This is a genomic window from Bacillus sp. FSL W8-1127, assembly GCF_038006725.1.
Classification (GTDB): Bacteria; Bacillota; Bacilli; order Bacillales; family DSM-4216; genus Bacillus_O; species Bacillus_O smithii.
The window spans coordinates 166,324-192,046 of sequence record NZ_JBBOVU010000001.1 but is presented as its reverse complement, the minus strand read 5'-3'; the positions used below and the strand labels follow the sequence as shown (position 1 = coordinate 192,046).

The window sequence follows — 25,723 nt, the reverse complement described above, 5'->3', positions numbered from 1 at the left end:
AATTTCTTTATTTAGATACCATACTGACTTTTAAATTCGAAAATCTCATCAACAGCTTGGTGATACCCACCCGATTTTTGAAAGGATTCCCTAATATTTGCAACAGCTTGATGAAAAGATGGGTGGTTTAACACATGATCTGCAGCTTCACGTAGTTGATTTGCAGTCAAGCTTTGCATTTGTAATTTAATACCGGCTCCGATATTGGCAACTTGCCCGGCAATGATCGGCTGATCCGCGCTTTGTGGAATTACAATGAGCGGAACCCCATAATAGAGACCTTCATTGGTACTGTTCATTCCACCATGTGTAATAAATAATTTACTGTATTTCAGCACCTCAGTTTGCGGAACATAATTTTTTACAATGAAGTTTTTAGGAATCTCCCCCAAATCAGATATTTGATTTTGTTTCCCAATAGACATGACAACAGTATGATCAGTGTTCCCAAATGCCTTAAAACAAAGCTTATAGAAATCCATTGCTTGGTTAAAGACCGTACCCAGTGATATGTAAATCGGGCTTTTCCCCTTTATTGCAGTAAGATCGAAGTTTTCTTCCATTGATCGTGAAGAGATGGATGGACCTACAAATTTGTAAGTTTGGTCGAATGTTTCTCCAAAAGGTTGAAACTCCCTAGTTGTATAAACGATGGTAAGTGGGGCAGGATTACAAAAAACTTCGTAAGGAGAATGGATCTCCACATCATATTTTTCCTTCACCATATCCGTCAGGCGTTGAAATTCACCGTATAAAGGATTAACTATTTCTGCAGGAATTTCTTTAGAAAGCTGTTCCAACATTTTATCGAATGATGCTTTGGTCTGCGCAAAAGAAGTACAAGAATTGATTGCGGGAAGCTTAAGGATTTGGGCAAGTAAACGTCCACAACTAAACATGGAATCGTGGATGATGTAATCAAAATGCTCCCCTTTGATCTGTTCAAGAACGCTAGGTATGACGATATCTGCCGTATGTAAAAGACCGTTGATTCTTTCAAGTAAATAATTTCTTCCACCTGAAAGAAAGGCTTTTATAAATTTTTGACCGTCAAATGTTCGTACAGTAGCTCCCGTCTTCTCAATACGCTCTCTAAACGCTTCAATCGTAAAGTACACGACCTCTTCCCCGCGCGAAATAAGCTCTTGCACAACTCCAATAGTCGGATTGATATGTCCTTCTGATCCACCATTAATAAATAAAACACGTGCCATCTCTACCACTCCTTAGGTAAATTGTGTAAGAACAAGGGACACTGCTCTCTATACCATTGCTCAACTCAAATAATGGAATTAAATTTATCATAGTACAATACTTGAAAATCTCAAACTTTTAATCACCCTTGTAAATCTATTGATATCGCATCAAATGTCATTTAAAATAGTGCCATTTTCAATAAACCGCGAGGATGTAAGAGGTTTTGTGTAACTGAAACTTACCATTAATAAGATGACCATTGATGCAAAGCGAAAAGGCCACATTGATTCAGGAATTAGCGAAAAATTGTAAAACAGTTGAAGATGGTATTCCATTTACACCATATTATTGATACTCCCAATGTGAATGACACTGGCCCCTTTTCAAGCAAAAAATACCAAAGGCCGGCTGAAATTGGATTCAGCAAAACCTTTGGATCAGGAACGTTAATGTTTATCCTAGTCATGTGGATTTTGTTTCTTTTATTTGATTTTCTTTTTTTCCATGATGGCAAAGTAATTTCCTTCATTATCCACAAAATTAAAAACTCTGCCGCCGGGCATGCTTACAATTTCTCCAACTGTGATGCCTTTATCCGAAAAATCTTTATATAATTGATCGAGATTTTCTGAGTAAAACAGGAGCGAAGGTGAATGAAGATTTACTTCCGGATGCATCTTAGCAATTAATTCCTTATTGTGGAGAACAATACTCGTTTCAGCTTCCTTTGTTGGAGCAATTTCGATCGATCTCAGTCCTTGGCCATTATTTTCTTCAGAAACTACGCAAAACCCAATTTTTTCTGTCCAAAATTTCAATGCCTCATCTTGATTATTGACATACAGCATAATCTGACCGACTTGATGAATCATTTGCTTCTCTCCGTTCCTGCCAGTTCAATTCATATTTATATGTTTTTCTATTGTGTATTCCAATATACTTTCCATTTCAATCATATAACTGCTTAATATTGTACCAAATGCAAGTGCCGCACAAAAAAATTTTCCTTCTAACCTTCTCCCTAATTTTAACAATACATGTGGAAAACTGAGTCTAGTCTTTCACCCTTTTTGATTAAAAATGGATTTTTCTCTTACAGATTTGAATTTATTTTTTATAAAAATGGTGGATTAAGATAATCCAAAATAAATAATAAAAAACACCCCCTCTTGGCATAAGAAGATCTCAAGTGATGCTTTGAAATAAAGTTTAATCAAAAATATCTTACAAACCTGTATTTATAATAAATAAAGAAGAATCCATTTTAAAAAAAGATTAATCAAATGGATTCTTATCTAGCTGTTTTAAGATTTGGCTTGTCCTTCAATGCGCCCTTTTTCGTTACCGGATCGGACATTACAGAATTCCCTGGTGGACCTAGAAAAAAGATTTCTCTTTTCGTTTAAGAAGTGATCGTTGATATACCGAATGGCATGGACATGGAAAAGATCTTTGATGATATTAGATAAAAGTGGACTGGCCCCACACGGGAGGTCCAGTCCAGGTTTGAAATGACCGGCCCCGACCAGTCTCGCATTAACCCTGGATCAAAAGTAAACTTTCCGGCGCAACGTTGCTCAAAAAGGGGCTCGGTTCGCCTACACTATAAAGCTCCAAATGATGCATAGCCCGTGTACAGGCGGTGTAGAACAATTTGCGCAGGCTCTCATCGCCGTATACTTGAGCCGATGCGTCATAAATGATGACGGCGTCGAATTCGATGCCCTTGGCCAAATACGCCGGTATGACGACAACGCCCTGTTCATATTCGGCAGAGCCGCTCTTCACGAGCTTCACTTCTTCAACGCTCTTCAGTGCTTCGTATGCAGTGGTGCTTTCCGCAGCAGATTTGCATATAATTGCGATCGTATTATACCCTCGATTCCGCAAATCCTTGATTTTGGAAACAATGCAACGGTGCAGTTCTGCATGATCGGAAACTCTCGTCAGCACAGGCTTATCACCGTCGCGCTCAAAAGCGACAATCCGTTCGCCGTCGGGCACGAGTCCGCGCGTAAATTCGACGATCTGTCTTGTGGATCTGTAGCTGCGATTCAAGGTGATCACATCCGTTTCATCCGTTCCGTATAAGTCGGTCAGTGTTTGAAAATCGCCCGTTTCGCTGGCATGGGCGAAGATCGCCTGGTTAAAGTCGCCAAGCACGGTCATCCTTGCCGAGGGAAACAAACATTTCAAATACTCGAATTGAAACGAAGAATAATCTTGTGCTTCGTCTACAAGCACGTGTTTGATCGAGATGTTCGTCTGAAAGCCTTGAATCAGATCTTTCAAGAATAAAAACGGAGTTGCATCTTCGTAAAACAGTTTGCCTTCGTCTAGCATTTTCACCGTCAATCGGCAAATATCCTCCCACTCCCCAGGGGTTTCCCCCTCCAACCACAGTTTGATCTGCGTCGGATCGGAGAAAAGCTGCTTGTATATCCCTTTAAAGTCGATGAAACGAAGCGCCCGGATCCGTTTGCGCAACGGCTTCATTTTTTTGCGGACGATCAATTCGCCAAGCGCTTCGGTCTCAATCTCATAATTGTCTAACGATTCTCCTTTAAAGCGGCGTTTTTTCCGTAAATGAGTGTAAGCTTTATGGTAATCCTCGTCGCTAAGCAGCTCGATTTCTTCTTGTACCCATGGCTTGGTCCGCTCAAGTTTCTCCGCTTCATCGATTTGCTTGTTTAGCCATTCCGTCAGCTTTTCAATTCTGTTGTGAAAGCGGAGCGAGGTGTAGCTGCTGTAAAACCTTTCCGCGATTTGTTTAGCGGTGACGATCGGTTTTCCTCTAAATAGAATATCTTTGAATAGCATGCCGGAGGACGCCAGCGACTTCCAGTATGCTTTGATCGCCTCAAAAAAATGGTTTGATGCCTTGAATCGGATGCTCGCCATCCTAGTCCGGTATGAAGGGTCATCCGCTGCAGTCAACACATATTCCAGTTGCTCGTATGGACCCTCGACTTGAAATGCTTTGCTCAGCCGATGGTCCAAGTATTCCTGAAATGTGACCTGCTGCATATTCTCTTCGCCGAGTTCGGGCAGCACATTGGACACGTAGCTATTAAACATCGAATTCGGTGAAAATAAAATGATTTGATCGGCCTTCAGCCTGTCCCGGTACTTGTAGAGCAAGTAAGCGATCCGCTGAAGGGCGGCAGATGTCTTGCCGCTGCCAGCGGGGCCTTGCACAATGAGCATCCTCCCGCGATCATGCCGGATAATCCGGTTTTGTTCCATTTGAATAGTAGCCACGATATTGTGCATATGTTTGTCCGTGACTCTGCCAAGCACCTGCTGTAAAATCTCGTCTCCAATGGTGAGACTGGTATCGAACATCGATTGGATAACGCCGTTGCGGATGATATATTGCCATTTTTTCTCCAGCGTGCCGCGAATTACGCCTCCAGGTGTAGCATATTCGGCCGGACCGGGTGCGTAATCGTAGTAGACACTCGAGACCGGCGCCCGCCAGTCGTAGATAAGGATGTTCTCTCCGCTTGTATCCGTGAGCGTGGAAATACCGATATAGATTCGTTCGGCGACGGAATCCCCTTCTTCAATGAAATCGATCCGTCCGAAATAAGGCACCTCCTGCATGCGGCGCAGCGTGGCCAACCTCTTGAAGGATTGTCTGTGGGTGCTTTGGCTGACGGACAGATTCTGAGCCTGTTGTCTCAAGGCGATGATCGTCTCAAGATAATCGTCGAAAGTATCTGTATTCACCTTGACGTCATCCCAAAAATGTTTGCGCGTATCAATCACTTCTTTCCTGCGCCTAAGGGTTTCATCTTCCAGCATGCCGATTTGCTCCGCAATGATCTCCATTATGCTGTCCAATCGTTCTTGCTCCCGCCGAAGTTCTGTATTCAATATCAATCACTCCTTTAAAAAATGAAAAATGGGGATTGACTAAAGAAAAAATATGATATATAATTATAATGGGATATTATAATTATAAAAAATAAATAAAATGTGTTTCTAACTTAATTTATCATAATTTCTCAATTTTATCAATGTATTTAACACTACCGCCTCTATGATGTAACAGAACTGACTAAAAAAAGGATATCCATATGTACAATTCAGTGAAAGTAAAGTTGGACGAATCATATTTATTGAGAAATCCGTCAGAGAACATATCAAGCATAATCCCGTTATCACCCCATAACAGAGCCTAATAAAAGGGAAGCTAACGCAATAAGTTGGATAGCTTCCCTTTTTATTTTTGGTTCTATACTAAATTTTGGGGTTAAGGATTTTACAGGCAAAATAAAAGCACTTACGAAGATCTCCCTTTAAAATGATAGTTGTCCGACTACATCGAAATGGAGATTTCGTAAATGCATTCTCATTTTATCACAAAACTGCTTGGGTTAGAAGATGTTGAAATCACTCATGTAGAGGATCAAATCACTCACTTTGAAATCCATATTCAAACGCCTGTAAAAGTTCAAAAATGCCCCTGCTGTCAGAAGGAAACTTCCTCTGTCCATGATGATCGGATTCAAAAGATTCGGGATGTAAAGGTCTTTGAAAAATATTGCTTTCTCATCTTGAGAAAGCGCCGATACAAATGTAAGTCCTGTGGAAAACGGTTCTACGAACCCTATTCTTTTCTAGAACGTTACCAGCGCCACACGAAACGACTCCTCCAGCACTTTTGGTTAAAGTGAGGGAGTATAACTTTAAGCAGGTTGCCAAGAAAACAGGACTTGGGCATTCCACCGTCATTCAGCTCTTTGACAAGTACTATTCCTATGACAATAAGGCCCTCCCGAAAGTTCTGGCCATTGATGAATTGAAAGGGACTTCTGAAACGGGCAAGTTCCAATGTATCATTGGCGATCCTGTAAACCGAAGGGTTTACGATATCATTCCTAACAGGAATTTATCCACCCTAAAGGAATACTTCCGTACACTTCCAAGGGAGAAAGTACAGATGGTGGTCATGGATATGTGGCAGCCCTACAAGACGCTCGCTTTGAAAAGTTTTGATAAACCGATTCTGGTGGTCGATCGATTCCATTATGTTCGGCATAATGTATGGGCATTGGAACGAGTGATGAAATGAAACAGCTGAACTGGGAATATAATTAAAATCGTTCGTTTTTTCTATTTAATTAGCTGAAATAATAAGGGCTGCTTTTAGCTTTGTATATAACATTATAATTAGCAGAAAAGACCGACTCATTAAAAAGACGGTCTTTTTATTCAAAATATTAATCTTCCACTAACGCACCCGTTATTTTAAGTGTAATTCTTCACAATCCGTGTAGTAAATCAAACAAGCAAAAGGCGATACCCTTATTCAAACATCGCCCTCAAAAATTATAGTTTTTAAAAACATGTAAACGAAATAATTCTCCTTGTATCAATACCAAATATCATCCAGGACCAACCATTCCATCTGAAACCAGCAACAGATCTTGGACCTACGAAAACGGGATAAAACCAAAACCCTTCACCATTGTTGAGCCATATAAAAGTATTACGAAACAGGCACAACCTAATTGCTCCTGGATCAACAGCAAATGGTGAAGCACTTGCCTGTTGAGGAATAAATGGTGGAGGAGGAGCAGTTGGAGCTTGTGGAATTTGTGATCCGGGTAGACCTGGTAAACCTGATGGTCCCGGAAACCCAGGTCCTGGTAAACCCGGTAAACCTGATGATCCCGGAAACGAGGGCACTGGTAAACTTGGAAATTGACGCTCCAATTGCTGATCATAATTTATATAGGAGTATACTGTCTGATTATACATTTTAAAGTTCACCACCTTATCTTAAATAACTCTCAAAAGTAATAGTATGTTGTACTGTTCTTTTATGAAGCTTATTCGCAGTCTAAAATACTGCCCATTGGCTTCCGAAAAATATACAATAAGAGGCACCGCCACATGCCCATCTAGCTAACAACAAAGTATAACTTTAAGTTGTCCTCCTAACTAATAACTCAATATTGGTGGTATTCTTAAACTACAGACAAAATTTTTATTCAGAGTGCTGTGATGAATGAGAGGAAAAAAGCCCGGCTTTCCTATAAAAAACTTATTGAAGATAAGCCCCCGGTAGTGAATCATAAAAAAAGGTTGACACATCAACCATTTTTTCTATGAAAGCACCCAATGACGGAAAAAAGAAAATTAGTATAAAGATAATCCTACATAAATCTAAACAATATGGAATTTCAGACAAGTCGATAATATTGTCCAGTGCTTTGATTAAGCAAATCGGATGTTAAAAAGACTCCAACAGGTGGTAGAGCTCCGTTTTTAATTGGAGGTCCAGTCAGTTCTCTATTCGTGGTGGCAATCCAAGAGCCGCTCTCTCCTGCCTGAGGAGAAGGAGCTTTCATAACAAAACGTCCACTTAAGATTAAATGACGAATTCTAATTGCCGCACCATCAAATATTTGTAATTGACCAGAAAACGTTGCATAAGGTGTTTCAAAACTTAGTTGTTTGGTATTTTCATCCCAGGTTCCATGGATAGGGACAGGCGTACCTCGAAAATTGGCGATACCGATTACGGTTCTCCCTGAGACCGAGTGAATGTTCAGTCCCCCCTAACAACCGGTCTTCCCGCAATTTCAGTGCTTAATCCCCAGCTTGATTGTGACGGTAAACTCAGTGAAATGTTTTGAGCACTTTGCACATTAATCCCTCCCTCAATAAAGTTTATTTTTCTCCCGAATACTCGCTTTTTCTCAAAATTTCATAGACACTTAATAGAATACACACCTCATTTAATGGATATATGTTGAATTTTTTTAAATAATTTACATGGTAGGGGGCATCCTATCAACCAAATTGTATTTATTTGGTAAAAATAAGGTATAACCGTGCTTCATCATCTCCACATCACTCACGGTCGCTAACCCTCCCACATCTCTCCGGATTGAATTCCATACATTCCTTCGTCCTGCGTATCCATGAGGTGGAGGTTGGATATGCTCCTTTGCTGGGTCACATGCCCGTATGGAATAAATAAGCTCCAACTCTGCACTATTGGTGTTTGTCATTTGAGATAATTACGGTATTCTGAAATGATTTCATGAACTTAATAAAGCCTTAAGCTGCCTGTAATGAATCGATTTGAGGCAAACCTCTCAATAACTTTGAACCATCAAATTCACACTGTTTTTGACCAATGACAAATAAGACACGTAGTAATTTACAACACAAGGCAATCAGTGACTGCTGTTTCTTCAAAGGTCGATCAGGACGCTTTGTGTAGTATTGATGCAGGGCTTTAAACGTTGGATTATGGGCAACGAGTGGACGAATGGCCAAGTATAAAGCTCTTCGCAATCGACTTCGTCCTCGTTTTGTGATCTTGGTTTGCCCCTTAAACTTCCCGGAACTATGTTCACGTAATGACAGCCCTGCCAGATTTACTAATTGCTGGGGATGACTATACTTTGTTATATCCCCGACCTCAGCGAAGAATAGCGCGACTGTTGTAGGACCTAAGCCTTGAATATTGATCATTTCCTTCGCTCCAGGTATCGTTACTACAAGTGCTTCCAGATCCTTATCTAACTGTCCTAATTGCTCTTTGTATAGCTCATATTGATCGAGTAAATAATCCAATTCACGTTTAGCAAACTTGATACCAATTTGGATACCAATGCTCTTTTTCGCTGCTTCTATTAACTTTGTAGCTCGTTTGATTCCTACACCACGGTTTACTTCTTGTTTCCATTTCGCAAGAACTTCTTCTGATGTCATTTCTTTAATCTGAGAGGGGAATGGAAAGTTTCTTAATGTACAAAGAGCTGCCTTTCCTTCCCAGTCTTTAAATACATCGAAAAACTCCGGAAAGTAACGCTGGATGTGATTTTGAATACGACCTTCTGTGATCATAAGCTGCTGGATGAGCTGATCTCTTAATTTGACGCCTTCTCTTAGCTCTGCATAGATGCCATCTAAGAGATTTGGTACGGAGTATCGCCCATCTTTAATCAGCTGTGCAATCACACGTGCATCTTTCGTATCGTTTTTAGTTGGAGAGTTATCATCCAGCTCTTTAGTTTTTTTGACATGCATAGGATTGACCAAGACAAAGTCATAACCTTTAGCAGTCAAGAAATAGGCCAGACTCAGCCAGAAATGACCGGTCGGCTCAACACCAAAAATGACATGTGTTTTTTGGTGTTCCTTTTGATGCCTCGAAACCCAATCAAGCAGTTTTTGATAGCCATGTATGCGATTTTCAAAGATCAGTCTTTTTCCAAATTCGATTCCTCGATCATCCTGAGCTCGAGCGACGTGTTTGTCTTTGGCGATATCAATGCCTACAATTAATGTTGATGGTGTAATTTGCGAGATTTTACGATTTTGCGTATAATTCATCTTGAGTCCTCCTTGGTAATTATTAATTCGGGGTCAATGCATTGACACCCTGTACTATACCAAGAGGGCTCTTTTTGTTTCAAACCTCAAATTTCTTCATTACAGGAATAGCTCCTTTTGTAGTGTATAGGAAATTATATGCAGTTGACGATTATTTGGGTTTGACATCAATTTGGTGATTCATTAGTACTTACCGACAACAAATTAAATAAACCTAAATCGATAGTCCGGAATGTTTATGTTTTTAGAATTTATGCAGGCACAAATTTTTACAAGCAGAGAACACACCATTCGGAACTATGTCCTGAATGTGTATAAATGCAATTTAAATGTAAATTTCCTTTGAATACTTTATACAAAATGTTGAATAAGATTGGATTGAAATTTATGATGGTAAACCGAAAAATGGATTTGTAAAAGAAAGAAAAACTGGAAAATGAATTGGTGGTGAAGGTGGAAGTGGTGGTCAAATTTCAGAAAGTAAATTTAATAGATGATGGAAAAAAAGGGGAGGCATAAAAATGAAATTTACCGACCCCAAACATATATATCCCCCTAATAACTTCTCGTATTAACGCTATCCTTTCTAACAAATTATCTACTTACTCATCTTGACAGCGAATTAAAAAACTTTTCTATATTCGATTTAGATCTTTCTCCTAAAAAATATAGCCTCTTTCGTTAAAACGTTAGAGGCATGACATTACTAAAATCGTTACCCGCTTTTTCCTCATTGGTATAAAGAATTTGCACTGAATTTAACTATGTTCCTCATTAGGAAAAAGGTCAAGGAATTCAGGTCTTTCTTTTCCTCCTTCTCCTCTTTCCAATTAATCCTCTTTATGCCTTGCTATACTTGTTTTCAGGTGCTTATTCGGGCTTTTCCTTGCTCTTTTTCGGACATAAAAAACCGAAGGTAGAATACCTTCGGTTTCGAAACGTTATTTTATTTCAGGTTCCAATTTTTCTAGACACTAGGTCACAACGAACAAAACTTATTTTATTCCACCGTTACGCTTTTTGCCAGGTTGCGCGGTTTATCGACATCGCAGTCGCGATGCAGAGCTGCGTAGTAAGCAATAAGCTGTAACGGAACAACAGAGATAAGAGGTGTTAACAAGTCGTGAATTTGCGGAATGACGAAACGGTCTGATTCCATTTCCAGTCCTTTCATGGAAATCACGCAAGGGTTAGCGCCGCGAGCAACGACTTCCTTGACATTTCCGCGTATACTTAAGTTCACGTTTTCTTGTGTAGCCAGTGCGATAACAGGCGTTCCTTCCTCAATTAAGGCAATCGTACCGTGCTTCAGTTCACCGCCGGCAAAACCTTCTGCTTGGATATAAGAAATTTCTTTTAACTTTAAGGCGCCTTCCAAGCAGACAAAATAGTCGATAGAACGGCCGATAAAGAAGCAATTGCGTGTAGTTGCCAAATATTCCCGAGCGATTCGTTCCATTTCATCTTTGGCATCGCAAAGAATTTCCATTGCGTTGGCTGCGATTCCTAGTTCTTTCACTAGATCAAAATCAACTGCAATATTGCGTGCTTTCGCTGTTACGTTCGCCAAGATAGCAAGTACAGCAATTTGTGCTGTGTACGCTTTTGTCGATGCTACGGCGATTTCCGGACCGGCATGGAGAAGCAATGTATAATCAGCTTCCCGTGACAATGTCGAACCCGGTACGTTGGTAATCGTCAACGCCGGATAGCCCAATTTTTTCGTTTCAACTAAAACGGCACGGCTGTCTGCTGTTTCACCGCTTTGGGAAATGAAAATAAACATCGGTTTTTCAGATAAAAGCGGCATATTGTAGCTAAATTCGCTGGCAACATGAACTTCCACAGGAATTTTTGCCATTTTTTCAATCAATTGTTTTCCAACAAGACCAGCATGGTAGCTCGTACCGGCCGCTATAATATAGAGACGGTCCGATTGATTCAAGGCTTCTACGATTTTAGGATCAATTTCTAATTCCCCGTTTTCGTTTTGGTAAGCTTGAATCAATTTGCGGATAACTAGCGGCTGTTCGTCAATTTCTTTCAACATATAATGAGGGTAAGTACCTTTTTCAATGTCGCTTGCATCAAGTTCAGCTGTAAATGGAGCGCGTTCGATTACTTCTCCATCAAGATTTTTGATCACTGCACGATCTTTTGTTACAATGACCATTTCTTGGTCCATCAATTCTTTAAATTGATTCGTTACTTGAAGCATTGCCATCGCATCAGAAGCGACTACATTAAAGGATTCGCCGATGCCGACAAGAAGCGGGCTTTTATTTTTCGCTACAAAAATCGTATCCGCATTTTGTTCATCCAACACTGCAATTGCATAGGAACCTTTAATTTGTTTCAATGTTTTTCTAATGGCTTCTTCGACTTCCATTCCTTCGTTGACGAACAGTTCAATTAATTGAACAACGACTTCCGTATCCGTATCGCTTTGCAAAGGAACATCTTGCAAATATTGTTGTTTCAATTCTTCATAATTTTCGATTACACCGTTATGAACGATCGTAAAACGGCCTGAAGCACTTTGATGTGGATGGGCGTTCCTTTTGCTTGGCACTCCGTGTGTAGCCCAGCGAGTATGCCCAATTCCGATATTCGCTTTCACACTATTATCCACACTGTTGCGCAGATCGGCAATACGGCCTTTTTCTTTGAACACATGAACGCCTTCGCCATTATTCACAGCAATTCCAGCAGAATCATAGCCTCTATATTCAAGTTTTTCCAGACCTTTTAACAAAATTTCTTTCGCATCTTGATTACCAATATAACCAACAATTCCGCACATGGTGTTCTTCCTCCCTTTAGACAAGGGGGCAAGAAATCGCGGGGGCGTTTCTGCCCCCTTATCTCCGTTTTCAATTTTATCAACATTCGTCAGTACATCCGACTGCTATCTTGAAATCGCATTTCCCTTCCTTTGTCCACCAGGTCGCCCTGATGTTTTAAGAAGAGAATTCACGGCTGTGCGTTCAACCGGGAGGCATCCGCCGAAAACTCGATAAACCTCCTCCTCGTCAACTAAGCCTGTTTTCTCCGCTCTGGGCTTAGTTCGGGCGCTATTATTATCAAATCAACGTGCTAAACCTTGATCCCCCTTTCCTTTTTGGAAACTTATTCAAAACACGTTAATCATACACTATTTTTTTGGATTTCGTCAACTAAAAACATCAAAGATTACGAAGAAATACACATTCTTTATAAAAAATATGCATAAGGAATCAAAATGTTTCCTTATGCATATCATATATCTATATATTAAATTAATCTAACCCCATTTCTTCTTTTACCACATTGACGATCTTTTCAACATAGCGATTACATTCTTCTTCTGTAGGAGCTTCCGCCATCACTCTGACAAGAGGTTCCGTTCCCGACGGCCGGACAAGGATACGGCCATTTCCTTTCATTTCTTCTTCCGCTTCTTGAATCGCTTTTTTCACCTTTTCATTTTCCAACACTTTATGTTTATCGGTAACACGGACGTTTACAAGTTTTTGAGGAAATTTTTTCATTTCTGCAGCTAACTCGGATAACGGTTTTTTGGTTAATTTCATAATGTTCACCAGCTGCAGCCCGGTCAAAAGGCCATCCCCCGTTGTATTATAATCAAGGAAAATGATATGTCCCGACTGTTCGCCCCCTAGGTTGTAGTTGTTTTTCTTCATTTCTTCCACAACGTAGCGGTCGCCGACAGCCGTCTGCACACTCTTGATTCCTAACTCTTCCAGTCCTTTATGGAACCCAAGGTTGCTCATAACGGTTGACACAACGGTCGACTGCTTTAAACGGCCTTCTTGTTGTAAATACTTTGCACAGATGTACATGATTTGATCGCCATCGACGATTTGGCCGTTCTCATCCACTGCAATAAGACGATCGCCGTCACCGTCAAAGGCCAAACCTACATCCGCGCCTTTTTCTTTTACGAATTGCGCCAGCGCTTCCGGATGAGTAGACCCTACTCCGTCATTGATATTTAATCCGTTTGGAGACGCACCCATTGTCGACAGATCGGCTTCAAGATCCGCAAACAAATGAGTGGCCAGCGAGGAGGTTGCGCCGTGAGCACAATCCAACGCAATATGTATTCCTTCAAAATCTTCATCCACAGTCTGTTTTAAATACTGAATATATTTTTGCACGCCTTCAAAATAATCCGTTACTTGTCCAAGTTCTTTTCCAATCGGGCGAGGAAGATTGTCTTCATTCGCATCTAAAAGCTTTTCAATTTCCAATTCCTCTTCATCAGAAAGTTTAAATCCGTCCGGACCAAAAAATTTGATGCCATTATCAGCCACCGGATTATGAGAAGCGGAAATCATGACACCCGCTTGAGCTCCCATTACTTTTGTCAAGAAAGCAACACCCGGAGTGGAGATAACACCTAAACGCATCACTTCCGCTCCAATCGATAACAGACCTGCTACGAGCGCTCCTTCCAGCATGTGGCCGGAAATACGGGTGTCTCGCCCAATTAATACTTTAGGTCGTTTCGCGTTTTTCGTGAGCACATAGCCGCCAAAACGCCCTAATTTGAAAGCTAACTCAGGCGTCAACTCCGAATTAGCCACCCCTCTAACTCCATCCGTACCGAAGTATTTTCCCATTATCTTCATCGCTCCTTTATAAACTATCCATCCAGGTATACTAACGTTTTTTTACCGATAATTGAACGTTTACTTGATCATCCGATAGTTTCCAATCTGTATTGTTGGGTCCGTCTCCTTCAATCTTTAGCTGATGTTCCCCCACTGTCAAACCGGAAAGGTCTATGAACAGGGAAAAATCGTCTTTGCTCAATTTGTCGACGACGCTCTCTTCCCCGGTTACCTCCGCATTTACAGTTGAGGGAGACATCGAATCAAGAACGTAATCATCGCTTAACCCTCGAGTTTCGATCGGGATATCAGCAATCGTTTTGGTTATGACGGAATTCGGTGAATTCGTGTCGTTTGTTTGAGTTTGATTGTCATCAGGCGTAATCTCAGCAGTTCCGTTCTCGTCCTCTTTTGGCTTGGTTCTTTTATCCACTGAAACGACAATTTTTACTTTTTGAGGCGAAACATAATTCAAGCCTTCTTTCAAATGAATTGGAACCTCTTTTACCGTATCCCTTTTTATTTTACTTAAATCTATATTGATTTCCACATTATTTAATTTATCCAACGCCGATTCTTTGCCGTAGACGGTTACTTCTTTTGGATCTATGTCAATATCCTTAATGCTCACGCCTTCCGGAGGATTCCCTATTTCTTTTACAGACACAGGCACTTTTTTATTTGGATTTTTGACTTTTACTGTTACTTCCACCGTCTCGGGATCGACAGCTACATCCAATTTATTCAACTCGCTGTCCAGTACACGCACCCTTGCTTTTCCTGTAAATTCACCATCGATCAGCTCATCGCTGTCAAGGGTTGCTTTCACATACGCAATTTGATTAATTACGTCTTTAGCCCCGGTGATTTCCACTGTTTTAGGACTGACAGACAAACTATCCACTTGGTAGCCGTTCCCCAGCATGCCATCGCTGATTTCCGCTCCCACTTTAAATTCTTTTGTCACTTTTTCTTGAATGGAAACCTCTGCATAAGCAGGTTCAATTTTCACTTTTAATTGATTCGATATATTGTCATATTTTATAGGAACATCATGAGTCCCTACCCCTAGATTGGATAGATCCACATACACTTTAAAATCTTTCAGCGCTTTTGTGGACTGTACAATGCTTTTTGGACCCTCGATCGTTACACTTACTGTTTGTGGGACTCCGGATACCACAAGATTATCCGAATCGTAATATACATCCACCGGCACATCTTCTATCGTCGCAACATTATCGTTAGGAACATTTTCCGTTTTTTTCTTCAAATCCACTTCTTCCACGTTAACTGACATATATAATAATATTGCCAAAAACAGCGCTAAAATTCTCAATACCCAAGGGCTTTCAATCCATCTATCCATTTTTTCGTTTTCCCCTCCAGCTCCACAGAGTCGAGGATCCATGTTTCGATTTTCCCAGGAGCAGTTCTTTTTCCAAAAGTTGTTGGAAGTCTTCTGCAGATAGATCTCGATGCAGCTCTCCATTTTTCGTGACTGAAACGGAGCCTGTCTCCTCTGATACCACGATGGTTAAACTATCGGTCACTTCGCTGATACCGAGGGCAGCCCTGTGTCTAGTTCCTAACTCTTTAGAGATAAAGGGACTTTCAGACAACGGCAGGTAACAAGCAGCAGCTGCAATTTGATTTTTTTGGATAATGACCGCCCCGTCATGTAGTGGTGTATTAGGGATAAAAATGTTAATCAATAATTCGGAGGATACTTTAGAATTTAAAGGGATCCCCGTTTCAATATAATCGGTCATCCCCGTTTCCCTTTCTATGGAAATGAGCGCGCCAATTCTACGCTTAGCCATATAGTTCACCGCTTTGGCCATGGATTCAATGAGATGCATTTGCTCTTCATCTTCTTGTGCTAAACTGCGGCGCGAAAAGAATCTTCCCCGCCCCAGCTGTTCCAGCGCTCGCCTGAGTTCCGGTTGAAAAATGATGATGACGGCTAAAAAACCCCATGTCAAAGCCTGTTCCATCATCCAACTTAAAGTATGAAAGCCAAGGACGCCGCTGAAACCTCGAACAATGATAATGACGAAAATTCCTTTCAGCAGCTGAACAGCTTTTGTTCCACGTATAAGGGTCAGTATTTTGTAAATGACAAACCAAACAAGCAAAATATCTATAATATTGGATAAATAATCCAGTATTGAAAAATTATCAAAATTCCTTAAAAACGGCATATTACATCCTCCAATAATGTAATGAAAAATAGCCGTATAGGGGCCTCTTTCCAATGAATTTATTATATCATACTTCAGACATCGAACTTAAATCAAACAATGGGACAAGATTGGAATTATTTTAAGAGCTTAAGATGCCTTTCACTGCGCTACCAATTCTTTCATATGAAACCAAAGCCATTCAAACATCTGATGAATCTCTTCTATATTCCCGGTCACTTTTCCGGCAGACGCCATGTATTTTTCACCATTAATGACCGTAACATCCCCATCCACTTCTCCCTCAATTCGGATGTCTCCGTTCCGAACAACAAGATCTCCCTTCACTGTTTTCCCTTTTGGAACAATGACCGTATTTCCTTTCACAACAAGATTGGGCTGCTTCGTAAATGAAAACTGTTGATCTTGCTCCCATAAAGCGACAAACGACCCCATCATAAACACAAAAAATATAGCGCAAGCAGTCAAAAATGGATGGAGATGGAACCATCTCTGCAGTTTTATCGTTCTTTTTTCTTTTGGCAACAGAGATAAAACATTTTCGGTAAAATGCTCAGGAGCTTTCACGCTATTGGAAAGACCCCTCACAAACATAATAGACTGTTTCAATTCTTGAAAATGCTGATGGCAATCTTGGCATTGCTCCAAATGTTCCCTTAGTTTGACAACTTGTTCTTTTGGCAGTTCACCATCTAAATACTCATGCATATAGCGCGTTATTTCTTTTTGGCAGTCTGCGTTCATCTTGTAGCTCATCCCCTCGCTATAATTTGCGCAAATGTTTTCGAAGAGCTTCTCGGCCCCTATGTAATCTTGTTTTTACCGTCCCAACCGGCATATCCAATATTCCTGCGATTTCTTCGACAGATAATTCTTCCATGTATTTTAATATTATGACCGCTCTGTATTTTTCAGGAAGCTTTAAAATCGCTTGCTGAATCGACTCTTGTAATTCCATATGTTCTACTTCTTGCTCCGGCAGGTGGCTGGATGAAGCAATTTGCGAATACAGCGTTAAATTTTCAGATCCTTCTATATCTGCATCTAAATGGTAGTCCGGTTTTTTCTTTCTTATTCGATCAATGCAAAGATTGGTCGTAATTCGATACAGCCAGGTTGAAAATTTTCGATTTTCATCATACCGTCGAATGTTGAGATAAGCACGTAAAAACGCTTCTTGTGCTACATCTTCTGCCTCATGCCGATTTCCCAGCATCCGATAACAAAGCTGATACACTTTATCTTTATAAATTTCCACAATCTCTCCAAATGCGTTCTGATCGCCCTTAAGCACTTGCCTTATTTTTTTTCTAATAAAAACATCCATTCACTTGTACCCCCGCTCCAGCGGCAATATATAAATACGAATCAACGAAAAAGAAAGTTTCAAAAATCTTCTCTTCCATCATAACAAATATTGACCTAATCAAGTTTGCACATTTTTGAAAACGGATATGATAATAATAAAAATCAGCAAAAGCGGTGATAGACAATGTCAACAACAGAACATGACTTGCTTCTTCAAATTGAAAACTGCCGAGTTGAAATGATTTCCCAGGCAATGAAAACTTCTTTTGCAAATGATGAAGTGCTTGCATTAAGTGTAAAGCTGGATCAGCTTTTGAATCTGTATGAATCTCAAAGTCCAAAATAATCGCAGCAACCTCGTAAGCAGGAGGCTGCTGTCTATGAAATGGACATAAATGCAGCCGCTGCTATGGCCGCTTTATATTTTGAAGAGATTTTTTGAATTTCAAGTACAGCAGAATCTTTCCCACTCTTCGAACAATTTTGTTTGTAAACAACATCCGCAATGCGAAAGTTCGTCCAAACGAAAGTCTATTAGATTAAAATCAAGAATATCATTATTTTGTCTTAAAATTAGAAACATTTTCTTCCTACTTAAATTAAGAATCAAATGATAATGTATCTAGAGCTGATCCAAATAGAAAAAGCCTCAAACCTAACGGTTTAAGGCAAAAAACGTAAGCTTCCTATCTGAACTGAAAATGGAGCCTAGCGGGATCGAACCGCTGACCTCCTGCGTGCGATGCAGGCACTCTCCCAGCTGAGCTAAGGCCCCATATCTTCCGGCAAATAGAGCGGAAGACGGGACTCGAACCCGCGACCCCCACCTTGGGAAGGTGGTGTTCTACCACTAAACTACTTCCGCAAATACAAAAAAATGAGCCATGGAGGATTCGAACCTCCGACCCTCTGATTAAAAGTCAGATGCTCTACCTACTGAGCTAATGGCTCATCAAAAAACAATAAAAAAATCCTTCAAAAGGATCAACAATAATGGCTGGGCTAGCTGGATTCGAACCAGCGCATGACGGAGTCAAAGTCCGTTGCCTTACCGCTTGGCTATAGCCCAATGATGAATGAACATTATTAGGATATCCAACGATACAAAAACTATTCAAAATTAAATGGTGGAGGGGGACGGATTCGAACCGCCGAACCCTGAGGGAGCGGATTTACAGTCCGCCGCGTTTAGCCACTTCGCTACCCCTCCGCTGCTGGTGCCGGCTGTAGGACTTGAACCCACAACCTACTGATTACAAGTCAGTTGCTCTACCAATTGAGCTAAGCCGGCTTGTTTAAGTATGGTGGAGGTTGACGGGATCGAACCGCCGACCCCTTGCTTGTAAGGCAAGTGCTCTCCCAGCTGAGCTAAACCTCCATTGAGGATGACCCGTACGGGATTCGAACCCGTGTTACCGCCGTGAAAGGGCGGTGTCTTAACCACTTGACCAACGGGCCAAAAAAATCACAGGAAAGCTTCCAACCGGGCTCGAACCGGTGACCTCTTCCTTACCATGGAAGTGCTCTACCTGCTGAGCTATGGAAGCATGGCTCCGCAGGTAGGATTCGAACCTACGACCGATCGGTTAACAGCCGATTGCTCTACCACTGAGCTACTGCGGAACGATATCGCCTGGCGACGTCCTACTCTCGCAAGGGGAATCCCCTCACTACCATCGGCGCTGAAGAGCTTAACTTCCGTGTTCGGGATGGGAACGGGTGTGACCTCTTCGCCATTGTCACCAGACGTTCAAGACAGGTAATATTATAACATAAATTATGCAGATTGCAATAACAAATGGATATTTAGGAAAAAATTATTCCTTCAAAACTAGATAGAAGAAGCAGTTTCACCGATTTCGCGCTTTCTTTTGGTTAAGTCCTCGATCGATTAGTATCCGTCAGCTCCACGTGTCACCACGCTTCCACCTCGGACCTATCTACCTGATCATCTTTCAGGGATCTTACTTTCCGAAGAAATGGGAAATCTCATCTTGAGGGGGGCTTCATGCTTAGATGCTTTCAGCACTTATCCCTTCCGCACATAGCTACCCAGCGATGCCTCTGGCGAGACAACTGGTACACCAGCGGTGCGTCCATCCCGGTCCTCTCGTACTAAGGACAGCTCCTCTCAAATTTCCTGCGCCCGCGACGGATAGGGACCGAACTGTCTCACGACGTTCTGAACCCAGCTCGCGTACCGCTTTAATGGGCGAACAGCCCAACCCTTGGGACCGACTACAGCCCCAGGATGCGATGAGCCGACATCGAGGTGCCAAACCTCCCCGTCGATGTGGACTCTTGGGGGAGATAAGCCTGTTATCCCCGGGGTAGCTTTTATCCGTTGAGCGATGGCCCTTCCATACGGAACCACCGGATCACTAAGCCCGACTTTCGTCCCTGCTCGACTTGTAGGTCTCGCAGTCAAGCTCCCTTCTGCCTTTGCACTCTGCGAATGATTTCCAACCATTCTGAGGGAACCTTTGGGCGCCTCCGTTACCTTTTAGGAGGCGACCGCCCCAGTCAAACTGCCCACCTGACACTGTCTCCCACCCCGATCAGGGGTGCGGGTTAGAATTTCAGTACAGCCAGGGTAGTATCCCACCGGCGCCTCCACACAAGCTGGCGCTCATGTCTCTCAGGCTCCTACCTATCCTGTACAAGCTGTACCAAAATTCAATATCAGGCTGCAGTAAAGCTCCACGGGGTCTTTCCGTCCTGTCGCGGGTAACCTGCATCTTCACAGGTACTATAATTTCACCGAGTCTCTCGTTGAGACAGTGCCCAGATCGTTACGCCTTTCGTGCGGGTCAGAACTTACCTGACAAGGAATTTCGCTACCTTAGGACCGTTATAGTTACGGCCGCCGTTTACTGGGGCTTCGGTTCGCACCTTCAAGCAAAGCTTTAAGCGCTCCCCTTAACCTTCCAGCACCGGGCAGGCGTCAGCCCCTATACTTCGCCTTACGGCTTCGCAGAGACCTGTGTTTTTGCTAAACAGTCGCCTGGGCCTATTCACTGCGGCTTCTCGGGGCTATGCACCCCAAAAAGCACCCCTTCTCCCGAAGTTACGGGGTCATTTTGCCGAGTTCCTTAACGAGAGTTCTCTCGCACACCTTAGGATTCTCTCCTCGCCTACCTGTGTCGGTTTGCGGTACGGGCACCTTTTTCCTCGCTAGAGGCTTTTCTTGGCAGTGTGGAATCAGGAACTTCGGTACTATATTTCCCTCGCCGTCACAGCTTGAGGTTAGTGGCAACGGGATTTGCCTCGCTGCCCCTCTTACTGCTTGGACGCACATCCAGCAGTGCGCTTACCCTATCCTCCTGCGTCCCCCCATCGCTCAAACGGAAAAGAGGTGGTACAGGAATATCAACCTGTTGTCCATCGCCTACGCCTGTCGGCCTCGGCTTAGGTCCCGACTAACCCTGAGAGGACGAGCCTTCCTCAGGAAACCTTAGGCATTCGGTGGAAGGGATTCTCACCCTTCTTTCGCTACTCATACCGGCATTCTCACTTCTAAGCGCTCCACCAGTCCTTCCGGTCTGGCTTCTCTGCCCTTAGAACGCTCTCCTACCGCGGACACCCGAAGGTGTCCACCCGCAGCTTCGGTGATACGTTTAGCCCCGGTACATTTTCGGCGCAGAATCACTCGACCAGTGAGCTATTACGCACTCTTTAAATGGTGGCTGCTTCTAAGCCAACATCCTGGTTGTCTAAGCAATTCCACATCCTTTTCCACTTAACGTATACTTTGGGACCTTAGCTGGCGGTCTGGGCTGTTTCCCTTTTGACCACGGATCTTATCACTCGCAGTCTGACTCCCAAGGATAAGTCGCTGGCATTCGGAGTTTGTCTGAATTCGGTAACCCGATGAGGGCCCCTAGTCCAAACAGTGCTCTACCTCCAAGACTCTTTCCTTGAGGCTAGCCCTAAAGCTATTTCGGAGAGAACCAGCTATCTCCAAGTTCGATTGGAATTTCACCCCTACCCACACCTCATCCCCGCACTTTTCAACGTGCGTGGGTTCGGGCCTCCAGTAAGTGTTACCTCACCTTCACCCTGGACATGGGTAGATCACCTGGTTTCGGGTCTGCGACCCCATACTCATGCGCCCTGTTCAGACTCGCTTTCGCTGCGGCTCCGTCTTTCCGACTTAACCTCGCATGAGATCGCAACTCGCCGGTTCATTCTACAAAAGGCACGCCATCACCCGTAAACGGGCTCTGACTACTTGTAGGCACACGGTTTCAGGTTCTCTTTCACTCCCCTCCCGGGGTGCTTTTCACCTTTCCCTCACGGTACTGGTTCACTATCGGTCACTAGGGAGTATTTAGCCTTGGGAGATGGTCCTCCCAGCTTCCGACGGGATTCCTCGTGTCCCGCCGTACTCAGGATCCACCAGGGAGGGAACGAAGTTTCGACTACAGGGTTGTTACCTTCTCTGACGGGCCTTTCCAGACCTCTTCGTCTACCTCGTTCCTTTGTAACTCCACGATTGGTGTCCTACAACCCCAGAAGGCAAGCCTTCTGGTTTGGGCTGTTCCCGTTTCGCTCGCCGCTACTCAGGGAATCGCTGTTGCTTTCTCTTCCTCCGGGTACTTAGATGTTTCAGTTCCCCGGGTTGCCTTCCTTACCCTATGGATTCAGGCAAGGATGCTGCCCCATTACGGGCAGCGGGTTTCCCCATTCGGAAATCTCCGGATCAACGCTTACGTACAGCTCCCCGGAGCTTTTCGGAGTTAGTCCCGTCCTTCATCGGCTCCTAGTGCCAAGGCATCCACCGTGCGCCCTTTCTAACTTAACCATGTTGGTTTTATCCTAGATGGCGATACTCGGTTTATGCTGCTTCTTTTTTCTATCTAGTTTTCAAGGAACAACTTGGAAGGATGAAATCCTTCAAAACTGAACAAAACGAAAGCGTACTTAAGAATATCCTTAGAAAGGAGGTGATCCAGCCGCACCTTCCGATACGGCTACCTTGTTACGACTTCACCCCAATCATCTGCCCCACCTTCGGCGGCTGGCTCCCGTAAGGGTTACCTCACCGACTTCGGGTGTTGCAAACTCTCGTGGTGTGACGGGCGGTGTGTACAAGGCCCGGGAACGTATTCACCGCGGCATGCTGATCCGCGATTACTAGCGATTCCGGCTTCATGCAGGCGAGTTGCAGCCTGCAATCCGAACTGAGAATGGTTTTTTGGGATTAGCTCCACCTCGCGGTTTCGCGACCCTTTGTACCATCCATTGTAGCACGTGTGTAGCCCAGGTCATAAGGGGCATGATGATTTGACGTCATCCCCACCTTCCTCCGGTTTGTCACCGGCAGTCACCTTAGAGTGCCCAACTGAATGCTGGCAACTAAGGTCAAGGGTTGCGCTCGTTGCGGGACTTAACCCAACATCTCACGACACGAGCTGACGACAACCATGCACCACCTGTCACTCCGTCCCCCGAAGGGGAACCCTCTATCTCTAGAGGTAGCGAAGGATGTCAAGACCTGGTAAGGTTCTTCGCGTTGCTTCGAATTAAACCACATGCTCCACCGCTTGTGCGGGCCCCCGTCAATTCCTTTGAGTTTCAGCCTTGCGGCCGTACTCCCCAGGCGGAGTGCTTAATGCGTTAGCTGCAGCACTAAAGGGTGGAAGCCCTCTAACACTTAGCACTCATCGTTTACGGCGTGGACTACCAGGGTATCTAATCCTGTTCGCTCCCCACGCTTTCGCGCCTCAGCGTCAGTTACAGACCAGAGAGCCGCCTTCGCCACTGGTGTTCCTCCACATCTCTACGCATTTCACCGCTACACGTGGAATTCCGCTCTCCTCTTCTGCACTCAAGTCTCCCAGTTTCCAATGACCCTCCACGGTTGAGCCGTGGGCTTTCACATCAGACTTAAGAGACCGCCTGCGCGCGCTTTACGCCCAATAATTCCGGACAACGCTTGCCACCTACGTATTACCGCGGCTGCTGGCACGTAGTTAGCCGTGGCTTTCTGGTCAGGTACCGTCAAGGTACCGCCCTGTTCGAACGGTACTTGTTCTTCCCTGACAACAGAGCTTTACGATCCGAAGACCTTCTTCGCTCACGCGGCGTTGCTCCGTCAGACTTTCGTCCATTGCGGAAGATTCCCTACTGCTGCCTCCCGTAGGAGTCTGGGCCGTGTCTCAGTCCCAGTGTGGCCGATCACCCTCTCAGGTCGGCTACGCATCGTCGCCTTGGTGAGCCGTTACCTCACCAACTAGCTAATGCGCCGCGGGCCCATCTGCAAGCGGCAGCTTGCGCCGCCTTTCAACCTTCCTTCATGCGAAGGAAGATATTATCCGGTATTAGCCCCGGTTTCCCGGAGTTATCCCCGTCTTGCAGGCAGGTTGCCCACGTGTTACTCACCCGTCCGCCGCTAACTTTCAAAAAGCAAGCTTCTTGAAAGTCCGCTCGACTTGCATGTATTAGGCACGCCGCCAGCGTTCGTCCTGAGCCAGGATCAAACTCTCCAAAAAGAAATTTGACTTGGCTTGTTTCGATTGAAACATTGGTTTACGCTTCGTTTTGTTCAGTTTTCAAGGATCCATGTCTGCCGCCTGTTTTTAACGAGCGACTTTTCTATTATAACATCCCACTAAGGGAATGTCAATAACTTTTTCTTGTTTAATGCTGTCCATCAAGGACAAGTAATAATATATCAGCATAATGATGGAGTGTCAACATCTTTTTTTAAAAAAATTTATTCTCTGCTTTTGGTTCTTTTTCCTACTCTTAAATATTTCATACATTCATGATGACTCGCAACTCTCTTAAATAAATTGAATAAAATGTTATACCTCTCCTTCATCGCCCTTTTCACAACATGATCAATTCTGTGATCATTAAGATCAAACAGAATTTCGTCCATTTCCCTTTTCAACAAATAATAGATCTCTTCTTTTTCCTTTTCATTTATTAGTATTCCGATCATGTAGGTCACTCCTTTTGATAAGTGTCTCATGCGCTGCGAAAAAACCCGGGAACTGGTTCTAACGTTTGCAAGGCCGTCATACAAATAGAAGCAAAGACTTGTCTAGTGGAGGGCCGAAAATGAATTTTTGGTATGTGATAAAGGATAAAAGAGTGAAACAAACATTATTGATTGTTATTATTTCATTTTTTACTGCATTATTATTGTTTACTCAAAATATACTCCATATTCCTGTTTTGGCGGGAAAAGAAGGTCCTCAAGCGATCTACAGAGGCGAAAAAGGAATTGCTTTAACGTTTGATATCGGCTGGGGAGATGAAAGAGCAGAGCCGATTATCAATACCTTAATTAAAAACAAAGTGAAGGCGGCCACTTTTTTTCTTTCGGGTTCTTGGGCAGAAAGACATCCCGATTTAGTCAAAAAAATAGCCGATCATGGATACGAAATTGGAATGTTAGGTTACAGTTACAAAGATTATACCGCCTTGGAAGATGAAGAATTGAAAAAGGAATTTTTAAAAACGAAAGAAACATTTAAAAAACTTCAGTTGAAAAATGTTCATTTATTCCGTACACCGACCGGCCACTTCGACAAGAGAGTGATTAAAACAGCCGATCAATTCGGATTCACGATTGTTCATTGGAGCGTTAACTCTGAAGATTGGAAAAATCCTGGAGTAGATCATATTGTCAAAAATGTTTCAAAGGCGAAAAACGGTGATATCATTTTGCTTCATGCTTCCGATTCCGCTAAACAAACCAAAAAAGCTTTGCCTTTAATCCTCAAGACACTTCAGCATAAAGGAAAATTTGTGACCATTTCGGAAATGATTGCAAACGGCAATGTCGATACTACATTAATCCCTTAATTCTTCATTAGCACCTTCAACAAACTGTCTGAAATCGGAAGATAATAGAAATAAAACAGGAGAATAAACAGAACCGCTGAAAAGAAAAGAGAAAGAGGAAAAAACATGAACAGCATTCATTAGACTTTAAAAATTAGCGGGAGCATTGGAAAAAGCTCCGAATATACATATGGCATTTGCGGGTAAACGACAGGTTTGGCTTCCTTCATCCAAAAGGAA

General features: G+C 43.0%; 17 protein-coding genes, 10 tRNA genes and 3 rRNA genes. 4 read left to right on the top strand and 26 right to left on the bottom strand.

The window, feature by feature from the left end; genetic code table 11:
• Positions 1-11: 11 nt before the first annotated feature.
• From NST12_RS01020 to helD, 3 genes are all read right to left on the bottom strand, one after another.
• Positions 12-1,214, bottom strand: coding sequence for a macrolide family glycosyltransferase (locus NST12_RS01020; protein ID WP_341100038.1), 1,203 nt, complete (start codon positions 1,212-1,214; stop codon positions 12-14).
• Between the two features lie 465 nt (positions 1,215-1,679).
• On the bottom strand, positions 1,680-2,069 hold the full coding sequence (locus NST12_RS01015) for a VOC family protein (protein ID WP_341027751.1): 390 nt from the start codon (positions 2,067-2,069) through the stop codon (positions 1,680-1,682).
• Between the two features lie 664 nt (positions 2,070-2,733).
• Positions 2,734-5,076, bottom strand: coding sequence for an RNA polymerase recycling motor HelD (gene helD, locus NST12_RS01010; protein WP_341100037.1), 2,343 nt, complete (start codon positions 5,074-5,076; stop codon positions 2,734-2,736).
• A 470-nt stretch (positions 5,077-5,546) separates the two neighbouring features.
• Here helD and NST12_RS17040 point away from each other — a divergent pair, with 470 nt between their 5' ends.
• Both NST12_RS17040 and NST12_RS01005 read left to right on the top strand, forming a co-directional pair.
• Complete coding sequence (locus NST12_RS17040) at positions 5,547-5,879, top strand: transposase family protein (protein WP_445662316.1); 333 nt, start codon at positions 5,547-5,549, stop codon at positions 5,877-5,879.
• Positions 5,876-6,277 (top strand): transposase, encoded by a 402-nt coding sequence (locus tag NST12_RS01005; RefSeq protein WP_341100036.1) that lies wholly within the window; start codon positions 5,876-5,878, stop codon positions 6,275-6,277. Before NST12_RS17040 ends, NST12_RS01005 begins: the two co-directional genes overlap by 4 nt.
• Before the next feature lie 266 nt (positions 6,278-6,543).
• Here the strand turns inward: NST12_RS01005 and NST12_RS01000 are convergent, their stop codons facing one another.
• The 9 genes from NST12_RS01000 to sigW all read right to left on the bottom strand — a co-directional run bounded on the left by NST12_RS01000 (position 6,544) and on the right by sigW (position 17,705).
• Positions 6,544-6,966 carry a hypothetical protein gene (locus NST12_RS01000; protein WP_061778550.1) on the bottom strand — a complete coding sequence of 141 codons (423 nt, stop codon included), beginning with the start codon at positions 6,964-6,966 and terminating at the stop codon, positions 6,544-6,546.
• A gap of 425 nt (positions 6,967-7,391) precedes the next feature.
• On the bottom strand, positions 7,392-7,559 hold the full coding sequence (locus tag NST12_RS00995) for a hypothetical protein (protein ID WP_255288015.1): 168 nt from the start codon (positions 7,557-7,559) through the stop codon (positions 7,392-7,394).
• A gap of 715 nt (positions 7,560-8,274) precedes the next feature.
• On the bottom strand, positions 8,275-9,558 hold the full coding sequence (locus NST12_RS00990) for an IS110 family transposase (protein ID WP_270584767.1): 1,284 nt from the start codon (positions 9,556-9,558) through the stop codon (positions 8,275-8,277).
• Between the two features lie 1,000 nt (positions 9,559-10,558).
• A complete protein-coding gene (gene glmS, locus NST12_RS00985) occupies positions 10,559-12,361 on the bottom strand; it encodes a glutamine--fructose-6-phosphate transaminase (isomerizing) (protein ID WP_048622397.1) in 1,803 nt (600 codons plus the stop codon).
• A 475-nt stretch (positions 12,362-12,836) separates the two neighbouring features.
• Complete coding sequence (glmM, locus tag NST12_RS00980) at positions 12,837-14,183, bottom strand: phosphoglucosamine mutase (protein WP_270584138.1); 1,347 nt, start codon at positions 14,181-14,183, stop codon at positions 12,837-12,839.
• A gap of 40 nt (positions 14,184-14,223) precedes the next feature.
• Positions 14,224-15,543, bottom strand: coding sequence for a CdaR family protein (locus NST12_RS00975; RefSeq protein ID WP_341100035.1), 1,320 nt, complete (start codon positions 15,541-15,543; stop codon positions 14,224-14,226).
• Positions 15,536-16,378 carry a diadenylate cyclase CdaA gene (cdaA, locus tag NST12_RS00970; protein WP_048622394.1) on the bottom strand — a complete coding sequence of 281 codons (843 nt, stop codon included), beginning with the start codon at positions 16,376-16,378 and terminating at the stop codon, positions 15,536-15,538. Before cdaA ends, NST12_RS00975 begins: the two co-directional genes overlap by 8 nt.
• Positions 16,379-16,519: 141 nt before the next feature.
• Positions 16,520-17,122, bottom strand: a complete 603-nt coding sequence (locus NST12_RS00965) for an anti-sigma factor family protein (RefSeq protein ID WP_048622393.1) — start codon at positions 17,120-17,122, stop codon at positions 16,520-16,522.
• 19 nt (positions 17,123-17,141) lie between these two features.
• On the bottom strand, positions 17,142-17,705 hold the full coding sequence (gene sigW / locus NST12_RS00960) for an RNA polymerase sigma factor SigW (RefSeq protein WP_270584141.1): 564 nt from the start codon (positions 17,703-17,705) through the stop codon (positions 17,142-17,144).
• Between the two features lie 165 nt (positions 17,706-17,870).
• Here sigW and NST12_RS00955 point away from each other — a divergent pair, with 165 nt between their 5' ends.
• Positions 17,871-18,032: an aspartyl-phosphate phosphatase Spo0E family protein gene (locus NST12_RS00955; RefSeq protein WP_081473101.1), complete on the top strand. Its 162-nt coding sequence runs from the start codon at positions 17,871-17,873 to the stop codon at positions 18,030-18,032.
• Between the two features lie 356 nt (positions 18,033-18,388).
• On the opposite strand, the gene NST12_RS00950 is transcribed toward NST12_RS00955, so the two are convergent.
• The 14 genes from NST12_RS00950 to NST12_RS00885 all read right to left on the bottom strand — a co-directional run bounded on the left by NST12_RS00950 (position 18,389) and on the right by NST12_RS00885 (position 24,635).
• A tRNA-Ala gene (locus NST12_RS00950) sits at positions 18,389-18,461 on the bottom strand.
• An 18-nt stretch (positions 18,462-18,479) separates the two neighbouring features.
• A tRNA-Gly gene (locus tag NST12_RS00945) sits at positions 18,480-18,551 on the bottom strand.
• A 13-nt stretch (positions 18,552-18,564) separates the two neighbouring features.
• Positions 18,565-18,637, bottom strand: a tRNA-Lys gene (locus tag NST12_RS00940).
• A 43-nt stretch (positions 18,638-18,680) separates the two neighbouring features.
• A tRNA-Gln gene (locus NST12_RS00935) sits at positions 18,681-18,755 on the bottom strand.
• 56 nt (positions 18,756-18,811) lie between these two features.
• Positions 18,812-18,896, bottom strand: a tRNA-Tyr gene (locus NST12_RS00930).
• A 5-nt stretch (positions 18,897-18,901) separates the two neighbouring features.
• Positions 18,902-18,977, bottom strand: a tRNA-Thr gene (locus NST12_RS00925).
• An 11-nt stretch (positions 18,978-18,988) separates the two neighbouring features.
• Positions 18,989-19,064 (bottom strand) — tRNA-Val (locus NST12_RS00920).
• 8 nt (positions 19,065-19,072) lie between these two features.
• Positions 19,073-19,144, bottom strand: a tRNA-Glu gene (locus tag NST12_RS00915).
• Between the two features lie 16 nt (positions 19,145-19,160).
• Positions 19,161-19,233: transfer RNA gene (locus NST12_RS00910), tRNA-Thr, on the bottom strand.
• Position 19,234: 1 nt separating this feature from the next.
• Positions 19,235-19,309, bottom strand: a tRNA-Asn gene (locus NST12_RS00905).
• An 8-nt stretch (positions 19,310-19,317) separates the two neighbouring features.
• Positions 19,318-19,433: ribosomal RNA gene (rrf, locus tag NST12_RS00900) — 5S ribosomal RNA — on the bottom strand.
• Between the two features lie 124 nt (positions 19,434-19,557).
• A 23S ribosomal RNA gene (locus tag NST12_RS00895) occupies positions 19,558-22,490 on the bottom strand.
• Between the two features lie 135 nt (positions 22,491-22,625).
• A 16S ribosomal RNA gene (locus NST12_RS00890) occupies positions 22,626-24,180 on the bottom strand.
• The 16S, 23S and 5S rRNA genes sit together here with 10 tRNA genes alongside, the layout of an rRNA operon.
• Before the next feature lie 224 nt (positions 24,181-24,404).
• Positions 24,405-24,635 (bottom strand): hypothetical protein, encoded by a 231-nt coding sequence (locus NST12_RS00885; RefSeq protein ID WP_003354735.1) that lies wholly within the window; start codon positions 24,633-24,635, stop codon positions 24,405-24,407.
• A gap of 119 nt (positions 24,636-24,754) precedes the next feature.
• Here NST12_RS00885 and pdaB point away from each other — a divergent pair, with 119 nt between their 5' ends.
• The gene (gene pdaB, locus NST12_RS00880) at positions 24,755-25,504 is read left to right on the top strand and encodes a polysaccharide deacetylase family sporulation protein PdaB (protein ID WP_048622390.1); all 750 of its coding nucleotides are present in this window, start codon (positions 24,755-24,757) and stop codon (positions 25,502-25,504) included.
• Positions 25,505-25,723 lie beyond the last annotated feature (219 nt).